17 protein-coding genes are annotated in these 18,279 nt (G+C 62.2%); 8 read left to right on the top strand and 9 right to left on the bottom strand.

All coding sequences use genetic code 11. The features are described from left to right. Positions 1-12: 12 nt before the first annotated feature. Genes ACLEJQ_RS02345 through ACLEJQ_RS02330 form a run of 4 tightly spaced genes read left to right on the top strand, consistent with a single transcriptional unit; the run spans position 13 to position 3,913 of the window. Entirely contained in the window at positions 13-1,266 is a 1,254-nt protein-coding gene (locus tag ACLEJQ_RS02345) for a diaminobutyrate--2-oxoglutarate transaminase (RefSeq protein ID WP_440791798.1), read from the top strand. 57 nt (positions 1,267-1,323) lie between these two features. Further along, the gene (locus tag ACLEJQ_RS02340; RefSeq protein WP_440791796.1) at positions 1,324-2,742 is read left to right on the top strand and encodes an aspartate aminotransferase family protein; all 1,419 of its coding nucleotides are present in this window, start codon (positions 1,324-1,326) and stop codon (positions 2,740-2,742) included. 54 nt (positions 2,743-2,796) lie between these two features. Beyond that, positions 2,797-3,705, top strand: coding sequence for an NAD(P)-dependent oxidoreductase (locus ACLEJQ_RS02335; protein WP_440791794.1), 909 nt, complete (start codon positions 2,797-2,799; stop codon positions 3,703-3,705). Between the two features lie 4 nt (positions 3,706-3,709). After that, positions 3,710-3,913 carry a hypothetical protein gene (locus ACLEJQ_RS02330; protein ID WP_440791792.1) on the top strand — a complete coding sequence of 68 codons (204 nt, stop codon included), beginning with the start codon at positions 3,710-3,712 and terminating at the stop codon, positions 3,911-3,913. A gap of 49 nt (positions 3,914-3,962) precedes the next feature. Here ACLEJQ_RS02330 and ACLEJQ_RS02325 read toward each other — a convergent pair whose 3' ends face one another. The 7 genes from ACLEJQ_RS02325 to ACLEJQ_RS02295 form a co-directional block, all read right to left on the bottom strand. Continuing rightward, positions 3,963-5,621: a cation acetate symporter gene (locus tag ACLEJQ_RS02325; RefSeq protein ID WP_440791790.1), complete on the bottom strand. Its 1,659-nt coding sequence runs from the start codon at positions 5,619-5,621 to the stop codon at positions 3,963-3,965. Beyond that, positions 5,618-5,941 carry a DUF485 domain-containing protein gene (locus ACLEJQ_RS02320; RefSeq protein WP_440791789.1) on the bottom strand — a complete coding sequence of 108 codons (324 nt, stop codon included), beginning with the start codon at positions 5,939-5,941 and terminating at the stop codon, positions 5,618-5,620. The genes ACLEJQ_RS02325 and ACLEJQ_RS02320 overlap by 4 nt, the downstream gene beginning before the upstream one ends. Before the next feature lie 55 nt (positions 5,942-5,996). Beyond that, positions 5,997-7,649, bottom strand: a complete 1,653-nt coding sequence (locus tag ACLEJQ_RS02315; RefSeq protein ID WP_440791787.1) for a long-chain-fatty-acid--CoA ligase — start codon at positions 7,647-7,649, stop codon at positions 5,997-5,999. 83 nt (positions 7,650-7,732) lie between these two features. Next, the gene (locus ACLEJQ_RS02310; RefSeq protein WP_440791785.1) at positions 7,733-8,500 is read right to left on the bottom strand and encodes an SDR family NAD(P)-dependent oxidoreductase; all 768 of its coding nucleotides are present in this window, start codon (positions 8,498-8,500) and stop codon (positions 7,733-7,735) included. After that, a complete protein-coding gene (locus ACLEJQ_RS02305) occupies positions 8,500-9,672 on the bottom strand; it encodes an acyl-CoA dehydrogenase family protein (RefSeq protein ID WP_440791783.1) in 1,173 nt (390 codons plus the stop codon). Before ACLEJQ_RS02305 ends, ACLEJQ_RS02310 begins: the two co-directional genes overlap by 1 nt. A gap of 52 nt (positions 9,673-9,724) precedes the next feature. Next, positions 9,725-10,081, bottom strand: coding sequence for a DUF6285 domain-containing protein (locus ACLEJQ_RS02300; RefSeq protein ID WP_440791782.1), 357 nt, complete (start codon positions 10,079-10,081; stop codon positions 9,725-9,727). Beyond that, positions 10,078-11,133 carry a phosphotransferase family protein gene (locus tag ACLEJQ_RS02295; RefSeq protein WP_440791780.1) on the bottom strand — a complete coding sequence of 352 codons (1,056 nt, stop codon included), beginning with the start codon at positions 11,131-11,133 and terminating at the stop codon, positions 10,078-10,080. Before ACLEJQ_RS02295 ends, ACLEJQ_RS02300 begins: the two co-directional genes overlap by 4 nt. Positions 11,134-11,335: 202 nt before the next feature. Between ACLEJQ_RS02295 and prpR the strand changes: the two genes are divergently transcribed. The 3 genes from prpR to ACLEJQ_RS02280 all read left to right on the top strand — a co-directional run bounded on the left by prpR (position 11,336) and on the right by ACLEJQ_RS02280 (position 14,916). Continuing rightward, positions 11,336-13,288 (top strand): propionate catabolism operon regulatory protein PrpR, encoded by a 1,953-nt coding sequence (gene prpR, locus ACLEJQ_RS02290; protein ID WP_440791778.1) that lies wholly within the window; start codon positions 11,336-11,338, stop codon positions 13,286-13,288. A gap of 380 nt (positions 13,289-13,668) precedes the next feature. Continuing rightward, complete coding sequence (locus tag ACLEJQ_RS02285) at positions 13,669-14,088, top strand: organic hydroperoxide resistance protein (RefSeq protein WP_440791776.1); 420 nt, start codon at positions 13,669-13,671, stop codon at positions 14,086-14,088. Between the two features lie 57 nt (positions 14,089-14,145). Continuing rightward, positions 14,146-14,916: an alpha/beta fold hydrolase gene (locus tag ACLEJQ_RS02280; RefSeq protein ID WP_440791774.1), complete on the top strand. Its 771-nt coding sequence runs from the start codon at positions 14,146-14,148 to the stop codon at positions 14,914-14,916. 289 nt (positions 14,917-15,205) lie between these two features. Here ACLEJQ_RS02280 and ACLEJQ_RS02275 read toward each other — a convergent pair whose 3' ends face one another. Together ACLEJQ_RS02275 and ACLEJQ_RS02270 are read right to left on the bottom strand one after the other, a co-directional pair. Next, positions 15,206-16,378 (bottom strand): hypothetical protein, encoded by a 1,173-nt coding sequence (locus tag ACLEJQ_RS02275; RefSeq protein ID WP_440791773.1) that lies wholly within the window; start codon positions 16,376-16,378, stop codon positions 15,206-15,208. Between the two features lie 148 nt (positions 16,379-16,526). Next, complete coding sequence (locus tag ACLEJQ_RS02270; RefSeq protein ID WP_440791771.1) at positions 16,527-17,531, bottom strand: NAD(P)-dependent oxidoreductase; 1,005 nt, start codon at positions 17,529-17,531, stop codon at positions 16,527-16,529. A 104-nt stretch (positions 17,532-17,635) separates the two neighbouring features. On the opposite strand from ACLEJQ_RS02270, the gene ACLEJQ_RS02265 reads away from it, so the two are divergent. After that, on the top strand, positions 17,636-18,247 hold the full coding sequence (locus tag ACLEJQ_RS02265) for a TetR/AcrR family transcriptional regulator (RefSeq protein WP_440791769.1): 612 nt from the start codon (positions 17,636-17,638) through the stop codon (positions 18,245-18,247). Positions 18,248-18,279 lie beyond the last annotated feature (32 nt).

Raw genomic sequence — 18,279 nt, 5'->3', positions numbered from 1 at the left:
ACGAGGTAATGCATGAACAACATAGAAACGTTCGAGAGGCTCGAATCCAACGTGCGGATGTACTGCCGTGACTTGCCGCTGGTGTTCGATACCGCTCAGGGCAGCAAGATCCGTGGTGAAGACGGCCGCGAGTACCTGGACTTCTTCGCCGGCGCCGGCGCCCTGAACTATGGCCACAACGAACCGCGCATGCGCGATGCCCTGATCGCGTATCTGTCGTCCAACGGTGTGACCCACGCCCTCGATCTGCACACCACCACCAAGCGCCAGTTCCTGGAGGCGATCGAGCGTGACTTGTTCAAGCCACGCGGCTGGGACTACAAAGTGCAGTTCACCGGCCCGACCGGAGCCGATGCCGTCGAGGCGGCGTTGAAGCTGGCGCGCAAGGCGACGGGACGCACCAAGATCGTGTCGTTCTACGGGGCTTACCATGGCATGACGGCCGGTGCCCTGGCCGTCACCGGCAATCGTACTCGCCGCGGCCCTGGGCTTTGTACCGATGTGGTGTTCGTGCCCTACGAAGACAGCCCCTACGGTGAATTCGACAGCATTGGCTTTCTCGAACGTCTGGCCAATGATCAGGGCAGTGGCTCGGAATTGCCGGCGGCGGTGATCGTCGAGTCCGTGCAGATCCAGGCTGGCGTCTATGCCGCCTCCAACGACTGGCTCCAGCGCTTGCGCAAGTGGACCAGCGATCACGACGTGCTGCTCATCTGTGACGAGATCCAGGCCGGCTGCGGTCGGACCGGTGACTTCTTCGGCTTCGAGCGCTCAGGCGTGGAGCCGGACCTGATCACCTGCGCCAAATCGATCGGCGGCTTCGGCCTGCCGATGGCGATCGTATTGATTCGCGCCGGGCTCGATGTATGGCAACCCGGCGATCACATCGGCACCTTCCGCGGCAACCAACTGGCCTTCTTGACGGCCCAGATCGCGCTCGGCTATTGGCGCGATGAGTCGTTCCTGAAGTTGCTGGCCACCAACTGCGCGGCCATGGAGCGCGCGGTCGCCGGTTTCGCGGAAATTCCTGGCGTCGCCTCCGCACGCTGTCGCGGCATGATCGCCGGCATCGACTTCGGTCGCGGCAACGTCGCATTCGCCAAGAATGCCCAGCAGCGTGTGCTGCAGGCGGGTGTGCTGGTCGACCGCTGCGGCCCGAACGGCGAAATCATCAAGCTGATGCCACCGGTGAACACCCCGACCGACCAGCTCGAAGAAGGCCTGAAAGCCTTCGGCGAATCGGTCGCGGCAGCGTTTAGCCAGTAACTGCATGGGCCTGCGGCGCGGCCTGTATCGATACAGCGCCGCATGCAGGCTCATCGCATGCAGTCGACAACCCGTCCGTGGCAGGAAATCACGCCAATGAGCAACGTCACTTCAACCATCCAGAATGACTTGGCTTCATTCATTCACCCCAACACCAACCTGGCGCAGCACCAGGAAATCGGCCCCCTCGTGATCGCCGGCGGCGACGGCGTGCGGGTCTTCGATGAGCAAGGCAACGCCTACATCGAGGCGATGTCGGGCCTGTGGAGCGTTGCCTTGGGCTTCAGTGAAAAGCGCCTGGTCGACGCCGCCGTCGAGCAGTTCAGGCAACTGCCCTACTACCACAGCTTCAGCCACAAGACCAACGCCCCGGCGGCGGCGCTCGCTGCCAAGCTGGCCGAGCTGGCGCCGGGCGACCTGAACCATGTTTTCTTCACCAATTCAGGCTCCGAAGCCAACGACTCGGTGGTGAAGATGGTCTGGTACGTGAACAACGCGCTGGGTAAACCGCACAAGAAGAAATTCATCTCTCGCCAGCAGGCCTATCACGGCGCCACCATCGCCGCCGGGAGCCTGACCGGCATCCCCTCGATTCATCGCGACTTCGACCTGCCGGCCATCCCGGTCCACCACCTGACGTGCCCGAACTTCTACCGGTTTGCCCGGCCTGGGGAGATGCAGGAAGCCTTTTCGGCCCGCCTGGCGAATGAACTGGAGCGCTACATCCTCGCCGAAGGGCCGGAAAGCATTGCCGCCTTCATCGGCGAACCGGTGATCGCAGCGGGCGGCGTGATCCCTCCTCCCACTGGCTACTGGGCGGCAATCCAGGCAGTGTGCAGGCGCTACGACATTCTTATGGTGATCGACGAGATCGTCACCGGTTTTGGCAGGCTGGGTACGATGTTCGGGGCTCAGCTGTACGACATCCAGCCCGACATCATGGTGCTCTCCAAGCAGCTCACCTCTTCCTACCAGCCGCTGGCGGCCGTGGTGGTGTCCGATGTCATCAACGATGTACTGGTGAGCCAGAGCCAGCGCCTGGGGGCATTCGCCCATGGCCTGACCTGCACGGGCCACCCCGTCGCCACCGCGGTCGCGCTGGAAAACATCCGCATCATCGAGGAGCGCGACCTGGTTGGCCATGTCCAGCGCCTGGCCCCCATGTTCCAGCGCCACCTGCGCGCGTTCGAAGACCACCCGCTGGTCGGCAACGTCCGAGGCGTCGGGCTGATGGGCGGGATCGAACTAGTTGCGAATAAGGCCACCGGCAAACCGTTCGCCCAGCCAGGTGCACTGGGTGGCTACGTGTTCAAACAGGCCCACAAGCATGGGCTGATCATTCGCGCCCTCTACGACACGATCGCGTTCTGCCCGCCGTTGATTACCACGCAGGGCGACATCGAAGCGATCTTCAGCGCCTTCGAGCGCACGTTGGCTGACGCAACGGACTGGGCCCGATCGCAGAACCTGCGGTGAACAAAGGCTCTCCTGGGGGGCATCACATAAAACAACAATCAAGAGGCTTTGAACGTGCGCGAACAAAATGATGAAAGTTTCGAGTTTGATGTGTCCGTGGTCGGGCTGGGTGCGATGGGAACGCTCATGGCACACGCGTTGGTCAAGCAAGGCAAACGCGTGGCGATCTGGAATCGATCACCCGGCAAGGCTGCGTCGCTCGTCGCCGCTGGCGCTCACCTGTGCGACAGCGTTGAAGCCGCGCTGGTTGCAAGCCCGGCCACGATCTTCGTGCTCCTGGACAACCACGCGACCCACGAGGTGCTCGGGATGCCAGGCGTGATGCATGCGCTGGCCAACCGTACGATCGTCGATTACACCACCAACGCCCAGGACGAGGGACCGGCGCTTCAGGGCCTCGTCAATCGGGCGGGCGGCCATTACGTCAAAGGGATGATCGTGGCCTACCCGCGCAACGTCGGCCATCGCGAAAGCCACAGTATTCATGCCGGCGATCGTGAGGCCTTCGAGCAGCACCGGTCGCTGCTTGAAGCGCTCGCCGGCCATACGGTGTTCCTTCCCTGGGGCGAAGCATTGGCCTTCGCGAGCGTGCTCCACGCCCATGCGTTTGCCGCGATGGTTGCGTTCTTCGAGGCCGTGGGTGCGAGCGAACGGTTTGGCCTGCCGGTTTCGAAGACAGCCAGGCTCCTGCTAGACACGTCACGCTTTTTCGTCGCCGACGCACTCGAGGAAGCGGCACGCCGGCTCGAAGCGCAGGATTTCGCAGGCGACCAGGCGAGGCTCGATGTACATGTAGACGCCTTCGCGCACATTGCCCAATCCCTGCATGCACAAGGGGCTTGGACGCCAGTGTTCGACGCGGTGTGCCAAGTCGCGCAGCGCGCGGCATCAATCGGCTATGGCGACCAGGACATTGCAGCCATCACCCAGTCATTCGCCCACGACAAAGCGCCCGGGCACTAACCGCGTGATACTGGTCTTTCGGATCGAACCTGAAGAAAAATCGCTGGAGGATCATATGCGCCGATTTGGTTTTCTACCGGCCGTGTTGACGCTGGCCGTTTTTCTGAGTGCCCTGCTTGCCCTCAGGCCTTCTCTCGTCAACCGAGCGGCGGCGCAGCACATGGGGCATCCGATCACCAGCATCGGCGAGATTTTCAGGGGGTATTAACGAGTTTTCACCTGGCCGCTGGCACGCATCCGCCAGCGGCCGCAGGTGATCAATGATCGACCGCACCGCTGGCGCCAAGGCCGGTCTGGCTCCGTACGAACTGGTCGGCGAACGCCGCCCTTTCTGCCTTGGCCCGCACACTCCGGTCCAGCCGGGAAACGGCATATACCATCAGAAATGCCAGCGGCATGGAGAACAGCGCAGGCTGGGTATAGGGGAACAGCGGCTCGGCGAAATGCAACACATCCACCCACACCAGCTTGGAGAACACCACGAAACCCATGGCGCTGAGCAACCCGACGTAGCCACCGGCCAACGCGCCGCGGGTGGTCAGACCCGACCAGAACATCGACAGGAACAGCACCGGGAAGTTGGCCGAAGCCGCGATTCCGAAGGCCAGCGCGACCATAAAGGCGACGTTGATGTTTTCGAATACGATGCCCAGGGCTATTGCCACCAGCCCGAGGGCCAGAGTGGCCAGCTTGGTTACCCGCAGCTCCTGCGACTCGCTGGCTGCGCCTTTCCTGATCACTCGCGCATACAGGTCATGGGCGATGGCGGACGCCCCGGCCAGGGCCAGGCCTGACACCACGGCCAGGATGGTGGCGAAGGTCACGGCAGACAAAAAGCCCAGCAGCAGATTGCCGCCTACCGCCTGGGCCAGGTGCATGACCACCATGTTACCCCCACCCAGCAGCTTGCCGCCCACCTGCCCGCCTTCGAAGAACTGCGGCTGCTGGCTGACGATCACGATCGACGCCAGGCCCAGCAGGAAGATGACATTGAAAAAATAGCCGATGAACCCGGTGGCATAGAGCACCGATTTTCGGGCCTCCCGGGCATCACTGACGGTGAAGAAGCGCATCAGGATATGCGGCAGCCCCGCCGTGCCGAACACCAGTCCCAGGCTCAGTGACAGGGCCGTCAACGGGTCCGCCAGCAGGCTACCGGGCGCCAGCAACCGTTCGCCCAGGGTGTGGACATCCATGGCCTGGCTGACCAGCGTGTCGTAGCTGAAGTCGAACTCGCGCATCGCCAGGAACAACACCAGCGAGCCGCCGATCAGCAGCAGGAACGCCTTGATGATCTGCACCCAGGTGGTCGCCACCATGCCGCCGAAGGTCACATACAGCATCATCAGCGCACCGACGATCACCAAGGCGATGTGGTAGTCCAGGCCGAACAGCAGCCTGATCAACTGCCCAGCCCCGACCATCTGCGCCACCAGGTAGAAACACACCACGGTCAGCGAGCCGATGGCGGCCATGGTGCGCACCTTGCCTTGGTCGAGGCGGTACGAAGTGATGTCGGCGAAGGTGAAGCGGCCCAGGTTGCGCAGCCGCTCGGTCATCAACAGCAGTAACACCGGCCAGCCCGCGAAGAAGGCAATGAGGTAGATATAGCCATCCATTCCGGAGCTGTAGATGAGCGCGGTGATCCCCAGCAGCGTCGAGGCGGACATGTAGTCCCCGGCCAGCGCCAGACCATTCTGCCAGCCCAGGATGCCGCCGCCGGCGCTGTAGAAATCCGCTGTCGAGCGCGTGCGCCGCGCCGCCCACCCGGTGATGCACAAGGTGAACAGCACAAACACCATGAACATGCCGATGGCAGACAGGTTGAGCGGCTGACGCTGACCCGCGTCGAGCGCAGGCGAAGCCAACAACAGGCCGGAGTGCAGCAACAAAGCCAGAGGCAGTAGTTTCTTCATGCGCCCTGCTCCTCTTCCAGCCCGGCAAGCAGCGCGTGCGTCAGGCGATCGAACTCGCCGTTGGCCCGGTACACGTAGAACGCCGATAACGCACAGAAAAACACGAACACAAACGCGCCGGCCGCAACGCCGACGGTCATGTTCGACCCCTGGGCCAGGCGCCTGGCAATCAGCTCGGGCCAGAACGACACCAACCCGATGTAGGCATAGAACGTGGTCAGAATCAGCAGGAACAGGCTCAGGGTGAAACGGTTTCTGCGCGCCACCAATTGCTGGAACCGGACATTGGCGCGAACACGTGCATACAACGGACTGGACATGGGACACCTCGATCAATGTACTTGTTGTTATGGGTGTACAGGTGCTGCAAGTCGATCAGTGCTCGGTATCGGCAGTCTGCACCTCCTGTTGCCGGGCCCACTCGCGCAGGACGAACTTCTGGATCTTGCCGGTGGCGGTCTTGGGCAACTCCGTGAACGACACATGGCGCGGCGCCTTGAAGTGCGCCAGGCGCTCACGGCACCAGCGGATCAAATCGCCCTCCGTGACGGTGGCCAGCGCATCAACGCGCAGGCAGACAAAGGCGTGAGGGGTCTCGCCCCAGCGCGCATCCGGACGCGCCACCACCGCGGCCTCCATCACCTCGGGGTGCTGGTAAAGCACTTCCTCGATTTCCAGCGAGCTGATGTTCTCGCCCCCGGAAATGATGATGTCTTTGGCCCGGTCCTTGATTTCCACGTACCCGTCCGGGTGCAGCACGGCCAGGTCGCCCGTGTGCAGCCAGCCATTGGCCAGCGCGCTGCGGGTGGCTTCCGGATTGTTCAGGTAACCTTTCATCACGGTGTTGCCACGCACCACCAGTTCGCCCAGGGTAAGGCCGTCGGGCGGGACCGGGCGGCCGGTATCGGTGTCCAGCACCGAGGCCTCTTCAAGCATCGGGTGGGCGACGCCCTGGCGACTCATGAATTGGGCTCGGGCCTCCAGCGGCAACTCGTCCACACCCGGTTGCCACAGGCACAGCGTGCTGGGGCCATAGCTTTCCGTCATGCCGTAGGCGTGGGTGATGCTGAAGCCGCGTGCCTCCATCGCGGCGATGACCGCGCTGGGCGGCGCGGCGCCGCCGGTGATCACCGACACCGGCCCGGGAGGCGTGCTGGCATGTCCGGCGTGGATCAGCATCGACATCACCACCGGCGCTGCGCTCAGGTGAGTGACGGCATGCTCGGCGATCGCGGCGTGGATCGCGTCAGGCTGGACCTTGCGCAGACACACATGCGTCCCTCCGGACAGGGTCACCGCCCAGGTATGGCTCCACCCGTTGCAATGGAACATCGGCAAAGTCCACAGGTAGACGCTGCGCGGGCCCAACTGGAAGATCAGCGCCCCGGCGCAAGCGTTGAGGTAGGCGCCGCGGTGATGCAGGACCACGCCCTTGGGGTCACCCGTTGTCCCGGATGTGTAGTTGATGGCGATCGACTGCCATTCGTTCTGCGGCGCACTCAGCGGCCGCCCGGGATCGCCTTGGGCCAGAAAAGCTTCGTAGTCCAGGTCAAGGGCCAGGTCGGCGCGCTCAGCCTGTTCATCGTCGATGCCCACCAGCAACGGCGGTACATCGAGCATGGCCAGTGCCTGGTGGGCCACGGCACCGAACTCACGGTCGCAGATCAGCACCTTGGCTGCGCAATGACGCAAGATGAAGGCGATGCTGCGTGCCTCCAGGCGTATGTTGATGCATACCAGCACCGCCCCGGCACCGGGCACGCCATAGTGGGCTTCGAGCATCTCGGGGATGTTCGGCGCCAGCATCGCCACCCGTTCGCCCGGTTGCACGCCGACCCGCTCCAGGGCACTGGCCAGGGCGCGGCTGCGCTCGTGCAACTGGCGGTAGCTGTAGCGCCTGGCGCCATAGACCACCGCATCGCGCTGCGGGTACACCGTCGCGGCACGCTTGAGAAACGACAGCGGCGACAGCGGAACATGGTTGGCTTCATTGGGAGCCAGGTCGTGCTCGAGGGGAGGAACCATCATGGGAGGAACCTCATCGACACATTGCTCAGGTCTTGCACGCACATACATACCTCCTGTTCTTGTTGTTATTGCGTCAGGGCGCGTTACAGGCTGCTGCACAGATGGCCGCCATCGACTACGATCTCAGCGCCGCTCATGGCCCGCCCGGCATCGCTGGCGAGCAGCAGCAAGGCCCCGTCCAGGTCGGCCGGTACACTGAAACGGCGACTTGGCACACGCGAGCGCAACTTGTCCCCGGCCTCGCTGGCCAGGAAGGTTTCGTTCAGGTCAGTCATCACGTAGCCAGGCGCCAGGGCGTTCACCCGGATGCCATGGCGCGCCAACTCCAGCGCCATGGCGCGGGTCAGGTGGGCCAGGCCGGCCTTGGCCGTCAGATAGGAACCAACGGCACCGGCCACACGGCTGGCGAGGATCGAGGTGACATTGATCAGGCTGCCCCCCTTCCCTGCGGCGACCATCCGCCGGGCACTTTCCTGGGCCATCGCCCAAGCGCCCTTGAGGTTGGTGTCGAGTACACGGTCCCAGCTGTCATCGTCGCCATCCAGCAAGGGCTGGCTGTCGCTTACCCCTGCGTTGTTGACCAGGACGTCCAGCGGACCGGCAGCATCAAGCACCTGACAGATATCTTCACGACAGGTCACATCGAGGGCGAAGGCCCGAGCCTTCCCTCCCGCCGCCTCGATGGCCTCGACCAGCGTGTGCAGCGGTGCCTGGCGCCTTGCGGTGACCACCACCTCGGCGCCTGCGGCGGCCAGGGTCATGGCGAAGTGGCGGCCCAGGCCGCTGGAGGCGCCGGTCACCAGAGCGCGGCGCCCGTCGAGGGCGAACAGTCGGGTCAGGTTCGGCTGCATCAGTGGGCCTCCAGGCGCTGATCGAGCAACTTTTTCGCCAGGCTCATGCGGTGCACTTCGCTCGGGCCGTCGTAGATGCGGAACGGGCGGATATCGCGAAAGATCCGCTCTACCACCGTATCGGCGGTCACCCCACGTCCTCCCAGCACCTGCACGCAACGATCAACCACACGCCACAGCGCTTCGGAGCTGATCACCTTTGCCATGCTTGATTCGACATTGGCACGCTGGCCCTGGTCGAGCACCCAGGCACAGTGCCAGACCGCCAGGCGTACCACATGCAGGTCCATCATGTTGTCGGCCAGCATGAAGCCCACGCCCTGATGCTCGCCCAGTGCCTTGCCGAAGGCGCCGCGGGTGCGCGCATAGTCGCAGGCGATGTCGTGGGCGCGGCGCGCGGCGCCGAGCCAGCGCATGCAGTGCGTCAGGCGCGCCGGTGCCAGTCGCACCTGGGCATATCGGAACCCCTTGCCGATCTCACCGAGCACATCGCTCGCCGGAATACGCAAGTTGTCGAAACGCAACTGGCCGTGGCCGCCAGTGAAGCAGCTGTCCAGCGAGTCCAGCTGACGCTCATGGATGATGCCGTCACGCTGCATGTCGGTCAGGAACATGGTCGCCGTGCCGTCCTCCATGCGCGCCATGATGATGCCGATATCGGCGCCTTCGGCCCCGGTGATCAACCACTTGCGGCCGTTGATCAGGTAGTCGTCGCCATCGCGGGTGGCCGTGGTACGCAGCATTGACGGGTCCGAACCAGAGCCCGGAGCAGGCTCCGTCATGGCGAAGCATGAACGGGCGTGACCTTGAACCAGCGGACGCAACCAACGGTCCTTCTGCGCCTCGGTGGCCACCACGTCCATCAGGTGGATATTGCCTTCGTCCGGCGCATGGATGTTCAGCGCCACCGGGCCCAGCGGCGAATAGCCGGCCTCTTCGAAGACGACCGCCTTGGCCGCATGGCTCAGTTCCAGGCCGCCCATTTCGCGGCTGGCGTGAGGTGTCAGCAAGCCGGCGGCGCGGGCGCGGGCCACCAGATCCTGGCGCAGAGCGTCGCTGGGGCCGTGGCTGTCCTGGCGTGGGTCGTTCTCGAACGGGATGACCTGTTCGGCGATGAAGTCTCGGGTCTTGGCCTGCAAGGCGAGCAGCTCGTCCGGGAGGGTGAAGTTCATGGTTGTCCTTCTGCGTGCTTGTCTGTCGGGAGAATGGGGTGGCTGAAGCCTTTCAGGGCAAGGCCTTGGGATTGCTGATCGCCAATCGGGCGACGGTGATCTGGTGCAATGTCTCGACCAGGGTGCGGCGGGTTGGCGGGGTGTCATGGCAGCCCTGGCGAATGGCGCGGACCAGTTGGCGCCGCAGGTCGGGCAACGTCGATGGCCCTGCGCCGACCAAGGCGGTCAGCCGCTCCTGCTCCAGGCCCTCGGCCTGGGGCCCCAGGCGGCTTTCGCGGGCCGCGATGGCCATGGCATTGGCAATCATCAGGGTCGGGTAACGCAACTCGCCGGGCAGCGCGGGCAGCAACTGCTCCAGCAGCGTCGTGCGGGCGATTTCGAGCAGTTCGTGGGCGTTGGGTTGGGTCATGGCGCTTCGGCTCCGGTCATATGCAGGATGTCGAGCTCAAGCTCCGGCAGCAGCCGTCCGGTCAGCGCCAGCTCAATAGAAGGTTCTTCGCCTGACAGATGGCGCTGCCCCTGCTGCAAGGCAATCACTGCCCAGCGCAGGGTGGCCATGACCTGCCAGTAATGAAGCTGACTGCGTTCGATACGCCGCGAAGACACCTGGTGGTAGCCGTGCAGGAAATCTTCCAACTGACCGATGCCACCGGCTTCGAGGTCCGGGCGTGTAAAGCGCCAGCAGCGGGCGGTGAACCAGCCGAGGTCCTCGCAAGGGTCGCCCCAGCCGGCGAACTCCCAATCGAGCACGGCTTCGAGCCCCTGTTCGCTGGCCAGGTAGTTGCCGGTGCGGTAGTCACGGTGCAACAGGCACAGGGAGCTGTCGCGTGGCGCATGCAGCTCGCACCAGCGCAGGCCCCACTCCAGCACCGGATAGGCGTCGGTCAGGGTGTCGAGGTAGCGGCGGTAGGCGCTGATGGTCACCAGGGCGGGGGAACTGTCCGGCGCCGGCAGGAAGTCCAGTGCGGCGCACGGCGGGCGAACCTGATGCAGCCTCGCCAGGTTGGCGCCAAGCTGTACAGCCAGCCGCGCCTGGCCGGCTCCGGCGTTCGCACTGAGCACGCGTCCGGCAGCGATACCCGGCACATACTCCATCAAGAAGAACACCCGCCCGTGCACCCGTTCATCGCGGCACAGCCACAGCGGGCGCGGCACTTTCACACAGGCCTGATAAACCACCTGCAACACCGCGAATTCCTGTTCGCGATCGAGGCTGGCCGGCAGCGCAGAGAGCGCGTCGCTGCGCAGCACCCAGCGCCTGTCACCAGCCCAGGGGCCGCCCTCGATCAGCAGATCCAGCAGCCAGTTTTCCTGGATGGCGCCGCCGCTCAGGCGTTTGCGCGCCTGAATGATCACCCGCGTTGCCAAAGCCTGCTCACGGATGAATTCGGCCAAGCGGTGATCGGCAGCCATGGTCGCGAGCGTATCGCAGGGTGGAGAAATCGTTGGTGAACTGCTCATGGGTCTGTAAGCCCTGCCCTTGGTTTCTGAGTTGGCTGAACCGTAAGAGCAAGGCCTGGGCCAACTCTTCAAGAATCAGCCGCAGGCCGCATAAAGCCTGGACCCGGGCAGTTTGCGGAGTAGCGAAAGACGCGCACGCTGTTGCATGTTTGCAACAGACTCATTCAGTATCGAAACATTTCAACCATGAACAGGTTCTACCATGGACGCTTTCGCCTCCCAGGTCGTCGTGCTGATCAGCCACTTGCAGCGCCCCCGGCAACGGAGTCGACTCGCCCACGTGGTAGCCGAACTCACGGCGCAATACCCCGGCACCCATATCGAAGTCCTCGACACGGCGGTGGCTGAAGCACTGCAGACCGCCCGTGATCTGGAAGAAGCGGCCAAGGTCGATGTATTCGTCTGCGCCGGCGCCACCGCCGCCTACCTGCGCAAACACCTGACGCGCCCGGTACTGGCGATGCGGGTCGGCAGCGGTGACCTGCTACGGGCGCTGGGACAGGCCCGCGAGCGTTCCTCCCGGGTCGCCGTGCTCAGCTACAACCACATCGACCGGGATCTGCAAGCCATGGCCGCGCTATTCACCGTCCAGGTTCACCAGGCCGCCTACACCACCCTGGAAGAAGCCCGCCAGGCCGTCGAGCAGGCGGCCCGGTCAGGTTGCCGCAGCATCATCGGCTCCTCGACGGTAGTTGAGCTGGCAGAACAGGCGGGGCTGCACGGCGTCCTGTCGCTGAGCGAGGACACCGCGCGCAAAGCGCTGGAGGAAGCCCTGGGCATTCTCGAGAGCCAACGCGTGGAGATCGCCAAGCGGCGGCATCTGAACGCCGTGCTGCAACATATCCCCGCCGGCGTAGCGGCAGTCGATAATCAGGGCGTGGTGCAATCCCTCAATCCGGCCCTTGCCCAACTGCTGGATTTGCCGGTCAGCGCCGCCCTGGGCCGGCCTTTACAACAGCTGTGTCCGGAACTGGACTTGCAGCAAGCATTGCAGGAGGGGGCCAGTGAAGAAAACCGGGTGATCCGGCTGGGTTCCCACGCAGTGGTCAGCAATTTGCTGCCTATCGTCGAAAACGGCGAGCGCACAGGCCTGGTACTCACCTGCCAGGACATTACCGCCGTACAGCGTGCAGACCAACGCATCCGCTCCGCCCGCCGCCCCGGCGCTTTCAGCGCCCGCTATCGGCTCGAACAACTCAACGGCCACAGCAAGGTCAACCGCGACATGTTGCAGTTGGCCAAACGTTTCGCCGCCAGCCATTCGACGATCCTGATCACCGGCGAAAGTGGCACTGGCAAGGAACTGCTGGCCCAAGGGATCCACAACGAAAGTCCGCGCCGGCAAGGCCCTTTCGTCGCTATCAACTGCGCGGCGTTTCCCGAGTCGCTGCTGGAAAGTGAATTGTTCGGCTACGAGGAAGGCGCCTTCAGCGGCTCGCGCAAAGGCGGCAAACCGGGGCTGTTCGAGGCGGCGCACCGCGGCACGCTGTTCCTCGACGAGATCGGCGACATGCCCGTGTCGCTGCAAACGCGCTTGCTGCGCGTGTTGCAAGAGCGCGAAGTCCTGCGCCTGGGCAGCACCGAACCCATCGCCATCGACGTGCGCATCATCGCCGCCACCCACCAGGACCTGCGTGCCGCGATGGATAATGGCGATTTTCGTACCGATCTCTATTACCGGCTCAACATCTTGCGCCTGCAAACCACACCGCTTCGCGAACGGCCCGAGGACATTGCCCTGATCTGCGCAAGCATCAGCCAGCGCTTACTCGTCCAGGGCCAGCCGGCGAGCGCCGCAGAAATACCCGCCGCGTTGCTGCCATACCTCGAACGTTATGCCTGGCCAGGCAATGTCCGTGAACTGGAGAACGTGATCGAGCGGGCGATGCTCTCGGCGCACGAACTGCTTCAGGGGCATCGCGTGGACGAGCGGTACCTGGCTCGCGTACTGCCTGAACTGTGCGAAGGCCCTGCCCCTTCACCTGCCCGGAAAAAATCCTCACGCGAAACGGACCTGCACACCATCGGCAAGGCTGCCCAACTGCGGCATGTAAAGGAAACCCTGGAGAGCTGCCACGGCAATCACGACGAAGCCGCCCGTCGCCTCGGGATCAGCCGGACCACGTTGTGGCGCAGGCTGCGGTCGGAGTCTTGAGGGGATAGCAACGTCCAGGCATCCCGCCGCGCCATTGTCTGCCTTGTTGAAAAGGTCGATTGGAATCAGCTCATGAGCACACCGCCGCACGCTTTTCGCTGGCAGTGCACAGCCCCGTCTCGGTAGTCGTCGCTCCTGCGAAGCCATGATTGGGATCATCGAGATGAACGACGTATGCATGGGGCCACCTCGCGCATACGCCACGTCTAAAAATATTTACTTTAAAAACAATGCGTTACGCATCAATTGATAAAATTTTAAAAATTTATCTTGCGCACTAATGTTTTATTCACTAAATTCACCACAACTTCTTAGCGCACAAACATTAAGCGCAACAAACATCACCCGAAACGTCTGGATCAAGCCTCAGGAGAAACACCATGAAAGCACTCTACACCGCAGTAGCAACCGCCACCGGTGGCCGTGATGGCCGCGCTGTTTCGAGCGACAACATCCTTGACGTCAAGCTGACCACGCCAAAAGAACTCGGTGGCGCAGGCGGCCAAGCGACCAATCCTGAGCAGCTGTTTGCCGCCGGTTACTCGGCCTGCTTCATCGGCGCGCTGAAATTTGTCGCCAGCCAAGGCAAACGCAGCATCCCGGCGGACACCTCGATCACCGCGCACGTGGGAATCGGCCAGATCCCCGGCGGGTTTGGTCTGGACATCGATCTGTACATCAACTTGCCAGGCCTGGACCAAGCCGATGCCCAGGCGTTGGTCGACGCAGCCCACCAGGTCTGCCCTTACTCCAACGCCACCCGGGGCAACGTCGATGTACGGCTGCACGTGAGCGTCTAACAGCGCCGGGCAAATAGAACCGAAACCACATTCTTCTCTCTTTACAGGTAGTGACTCATGAAAAAGATTCTTTCTGGCCTGGCCTTCGCCACCGCTTTCGCCGCCGCTGGTTTCGCCAACGCTGCTGAGGTCAAACCCACCGTGATTCTGGTACACGGCGCTTTCGCCGACTCGTCGAGCTGGAACGGCGTGGCGAAGATTCTGGAGAAGGACGGTTATCCGGTCATTTCAGCGGCGAACCCACTGCGCGGCGTCAGCAGTGATGCCCAATCCGTGGCGAGCATCGTCAAGAGCGTCAAGACCCCGGTGGTCCTGGTCGGCCATTCCTATGGCGGCGCGGTGATCAGTGAGGCGGCGTACGGCAATCAGAATGTGAAAGGCCTGGTGTATGTGGCGGCCTTCACTCCGGAAGCGGGCGAGACCGCGGCGGAACTGTCTGGACGCTTCCCCGGAGGCACCCTGGCTTCTGCCCTGTCAGCACCAGTCGAGCTGGTCGACGGCGGCAAGGACCTCTATATCCAGCAGGATAAATTCCACGATCAGTTCGCCGCCGACGTCCCCGAAGCTGAAGCGCGCCTGATGGCAATCGGTCAACGCCCTATCACCGTCGCCGCGCTGAACGAAGCCGCCACCGATCCGGCCTGGAAAACCATCCCGTCCTGGTTCGTGTATGGCGACAAGGACAAAAACATCCCGCCTCAAGCCATGGCGTTCATGGCCGAGCGTGCGCACTCCAAGCAAACCGTGGTGGTGAAAGGCGCCTCCCATGTGGTGATGGTTTCCAACCCGAAAGTGGTCGCCAGTCTGATCGAGAAAGCGGCGCAGTAACGGCAAACAGCAATTTCAGGGCCCGCACGTGCGGGCCCTGAAATTGCTGATCTTGAGCAGTCCTGGCTTGATGCCCTAACGCTATCTATCGATAATCACGCCCGTCAAAAAAGCACATAAGCTCAAGGCCACGGCGCATATCGACTTCCTTGCGTCGTTTCTACAGGCCCGGTCATAGAGAGGGCGCAGATTCTTCCGGGAACCAGCTGAAATCAAAAGGCCGCCACCCCGCTGCTCAGGCTTTGTAGGACAACCCGGCTCACCTCCCTGAGCGCTACTTTCAAAGACCTCATGTGGACTTCGCTTTCTGGTAAGCATTGATCAGGCTGTATCGACCCAATCTACTGATCGCCAAGGACTGGGCCCCAACTTTCAGGCCCGTCATTGCCTGGAAGATATAGCCAGTCACCGGAATGGTGTCGTTTATCATCGCGTCCAGAATTTTTACCACCAGCGTCTGCTTCGCATACTTATCGGAAGCTGCCGAGCTGGCCAACCTGTAATCGGTGCCGAATAATCCGATCAGGCAGTTGAACACCCACCTCGGCGACATCTGCTGCCCGTATTCCGTGTTTGTAAGGGTGCCGCCCAGACTGCCTTTGGATTCGATTATCAGGTACTCCTCGATAGCGCCCGTCAACATATTCCGGCGGGTCCAGATCTGGTCTATCCCATTCGTTCTTCCCGAGGCAGCTTTGCCGATTTTCATCTGGTAGTTCTGCCCCTCGATGGTCAGCAGGAATTTGGTTGCGGCATATTCCCCACGGGCCTCGGTTTTCCCCGCATCACCCAGATTCTCAAAGTGAGTTCTGACTCGCCTGGCTGAATAGATGTCATGGTGGACAAATCTCTCCCACCCTGGCTGGCTTGAGCCATATGCATCATAGAGCCAGGATTTCACATTTCGCATCAGGTCGTAGTTGGCGCTGTTTAGTGTGACGATCTCGCTGAAACGTCGACCGAATTCACCTTGAGGTGTCAAACGGGCGGCCATGGTCTCAAAACCTTTTCTGGTTTCTTCTATGTTCTCCATGAACCACTGGACTTTCTCGGCGAGCGCACGATCGTTTATACCGAACACCACAGATGCCGATGGGTTTCTATTGATATGTTTAGGGTCTGTGTATCTGGCATCTCTTCTGATAGCTCGTTTGATTTGTGCTTCATCGGTTGAGTCCAGCAAGATCAGCTGGGTGGCAAGGTGCGTGGAACCGATGTTCGCGCCATATCGGTTTTGGTACTGGGTAATGACATGATCATCGATCTGATGGTTGGATTGGATAATGTTGATTGAACCAAGGGCGGTATAGGGGTAAGCCTTGGAGGACAGCGCGAGCTGACTTCCTGTGCCTGAATCAAACTGAAGGATTTCGGTGCTTCGCACCGTCGCAATGGGGATACAGTGTTCGAGTATCTTGCTGTTGAGCGCATCCATGGATGTATAGCTGTTCAGCTTGTTCACCGCTTTTCTCCTTCCCTGAAAATGCGACGTCGGTCCCCCAAAATAGTCCACGGACTTGTTCCATGCCAGGAAGATCGACTTCGGTCCCTCCCGAAAAAAGGCTGCTCGCAGATTCGCCGGGGGAGCACCGAAGCCGCATCAGTGCCGTCTAGACAGGCAACTCGCGTAACGTTCCTCCTTCTCGTCCAAGACGCTCCAGATACGCGGCGTCATCCAGCAGTTGATAAGGAAAATAAAGTCCCGGCGCAGTAGGCGCGCGCCCGTCCAACCCAAGCAGCTGCTCAAGGAGCATCGCAACGCTGAGGCCAGTCAGCGGTGCGGTGCCGGCGGGATGAACCACCGCGTGGCGTGTGCGCAACGCTTCGCCATTTTTGCCCTCACCCGCCAGCTCGATGATGATTTCGGTGGACATTGGGTCGCCCTGGCGACGGCTGGAACTGGTGCCGATAGCCATGTTGAACTGCACGTCAGCCGCCCCCGTGGCAGCCGCCAGCCCGACCACGTCTATGGAGGAGAATCCGGTGGATTCGATCTCCCGGCCGTCCACTGCACGAAAAGTCGCCTTGGCGCCCTCTCCTTCACGCCAGATGTACTCGCCGTCGCGTCGGGTCATGGCTGCGGGGAGCATTTTGTTCAGATGTTCAAAGTCGCTGGCAACAGTCGGTCCCCCGGTGTCCTGCTCGTCGATCAGCGCGCTGATCTTGATCTCGCGCACCCGAGAATAGGCCTTGGCGATATTCAACGTCGCCACGGTGGTCGCGCCAGCCATCCATTCATATCCGAGGACGATGGGTGCCGCGTTTGGCTTGTGCATGAAGGTCGCGATTTCCGGGGCGATCTCGAAGATCCCCGAGGATATGCTCAGATGCGGCACGCCCCGCATCTGGGCGAAGCGCAGCCCTGCGAGGGCATGATCCATGTAAAACACCACCACGCCACTGACTGGCCGATCGCCCAGTCCGAGGTCGCTGGCAGAGGCGTCAATCACCACGCCCTGCGCCCCTCCGATTTGCTCGGCTACTCGTTGGGCCTTGGCGAGGTCGCGGCCGCCGATCAGCAGCGGTACGTCGGGGTGGGCGGTGCGCAGTGCCCGGGCAGAATGATGGGCGATGGCGCCGGTGCCGCCCATGAACAAGATAGGATTAACAGACATAAGTATGTTCTCCTTGGGAGGAATTAACCTACTCTTGGTAGGTGAGTAATCAACATACACCTGAAAACCTACCGATGGTAGGTTTGTCGGGCCGGAGCGACGAAATGCCTGAAAATCCCGAGATCCCGAATTCAACGCGCCGGCTCTCGAAAGCCGAACGGCGGAGCCAGTTACTCGACACGGCGCTATCGATCGTGCGCGAGGAAGGCGCTGATCGCTTGACCCTCGGGCATCTGGCTGTCCGCGCCGGGGTGTCCAAGCCAGTGGTCTATGACCATTTCGAAACCCGGTCAGTCCTGTTGATCGAGCTTTACCGATGGATCGATACCGAGCGGGTCGATGCGTTCCGTGACGCCATGACCGAAACCGCACGGAGCCTGGAGGAAACCGCCCAGATTCTGGCCAGTGCCTACATTCAATGTGCAGCGGACCACAGCGATGAGTTCTTCGCAGTCGGCGCGGCCCTGGCGGGAAGTGAGGAGAAAGCGGCGGTTTTCCAGGAGTTGCTGGATCACTGTGTACAGATGTTTGTCAGTGTGCTCAAGCCTCATGCGACCTTGCCAGCGGCTGAGTTGGAAAGCCGCTGCACCGGCCTGGTAGGTGCGGGTGAAGCCCTTGCAGGGGCGTTGGCGCGAGGGCGATATCGCCAGGAAGAAGCAATCCGCGCGTTTGCCTCCTTGATCAAGGGGGCTTTAGGTGATGTTGATCATGGCTGACGATGAACGGCCTGAATCGCTCTATCATGCTG

It is taken from the genome of Pseudomonas sp. SMV71 (genome assembly GCF_052042015.1).
GTDB lineage: Bacteria > Pseudomonadota > Gammaproteobacteria > Pseudomonadales > Pseudomonadaceae > Aquipseudomonas.
Note: the sequence above shows the minus strand (reverse complement) of the source record. Positions and strands in the feature narration are given on the sequence as shown.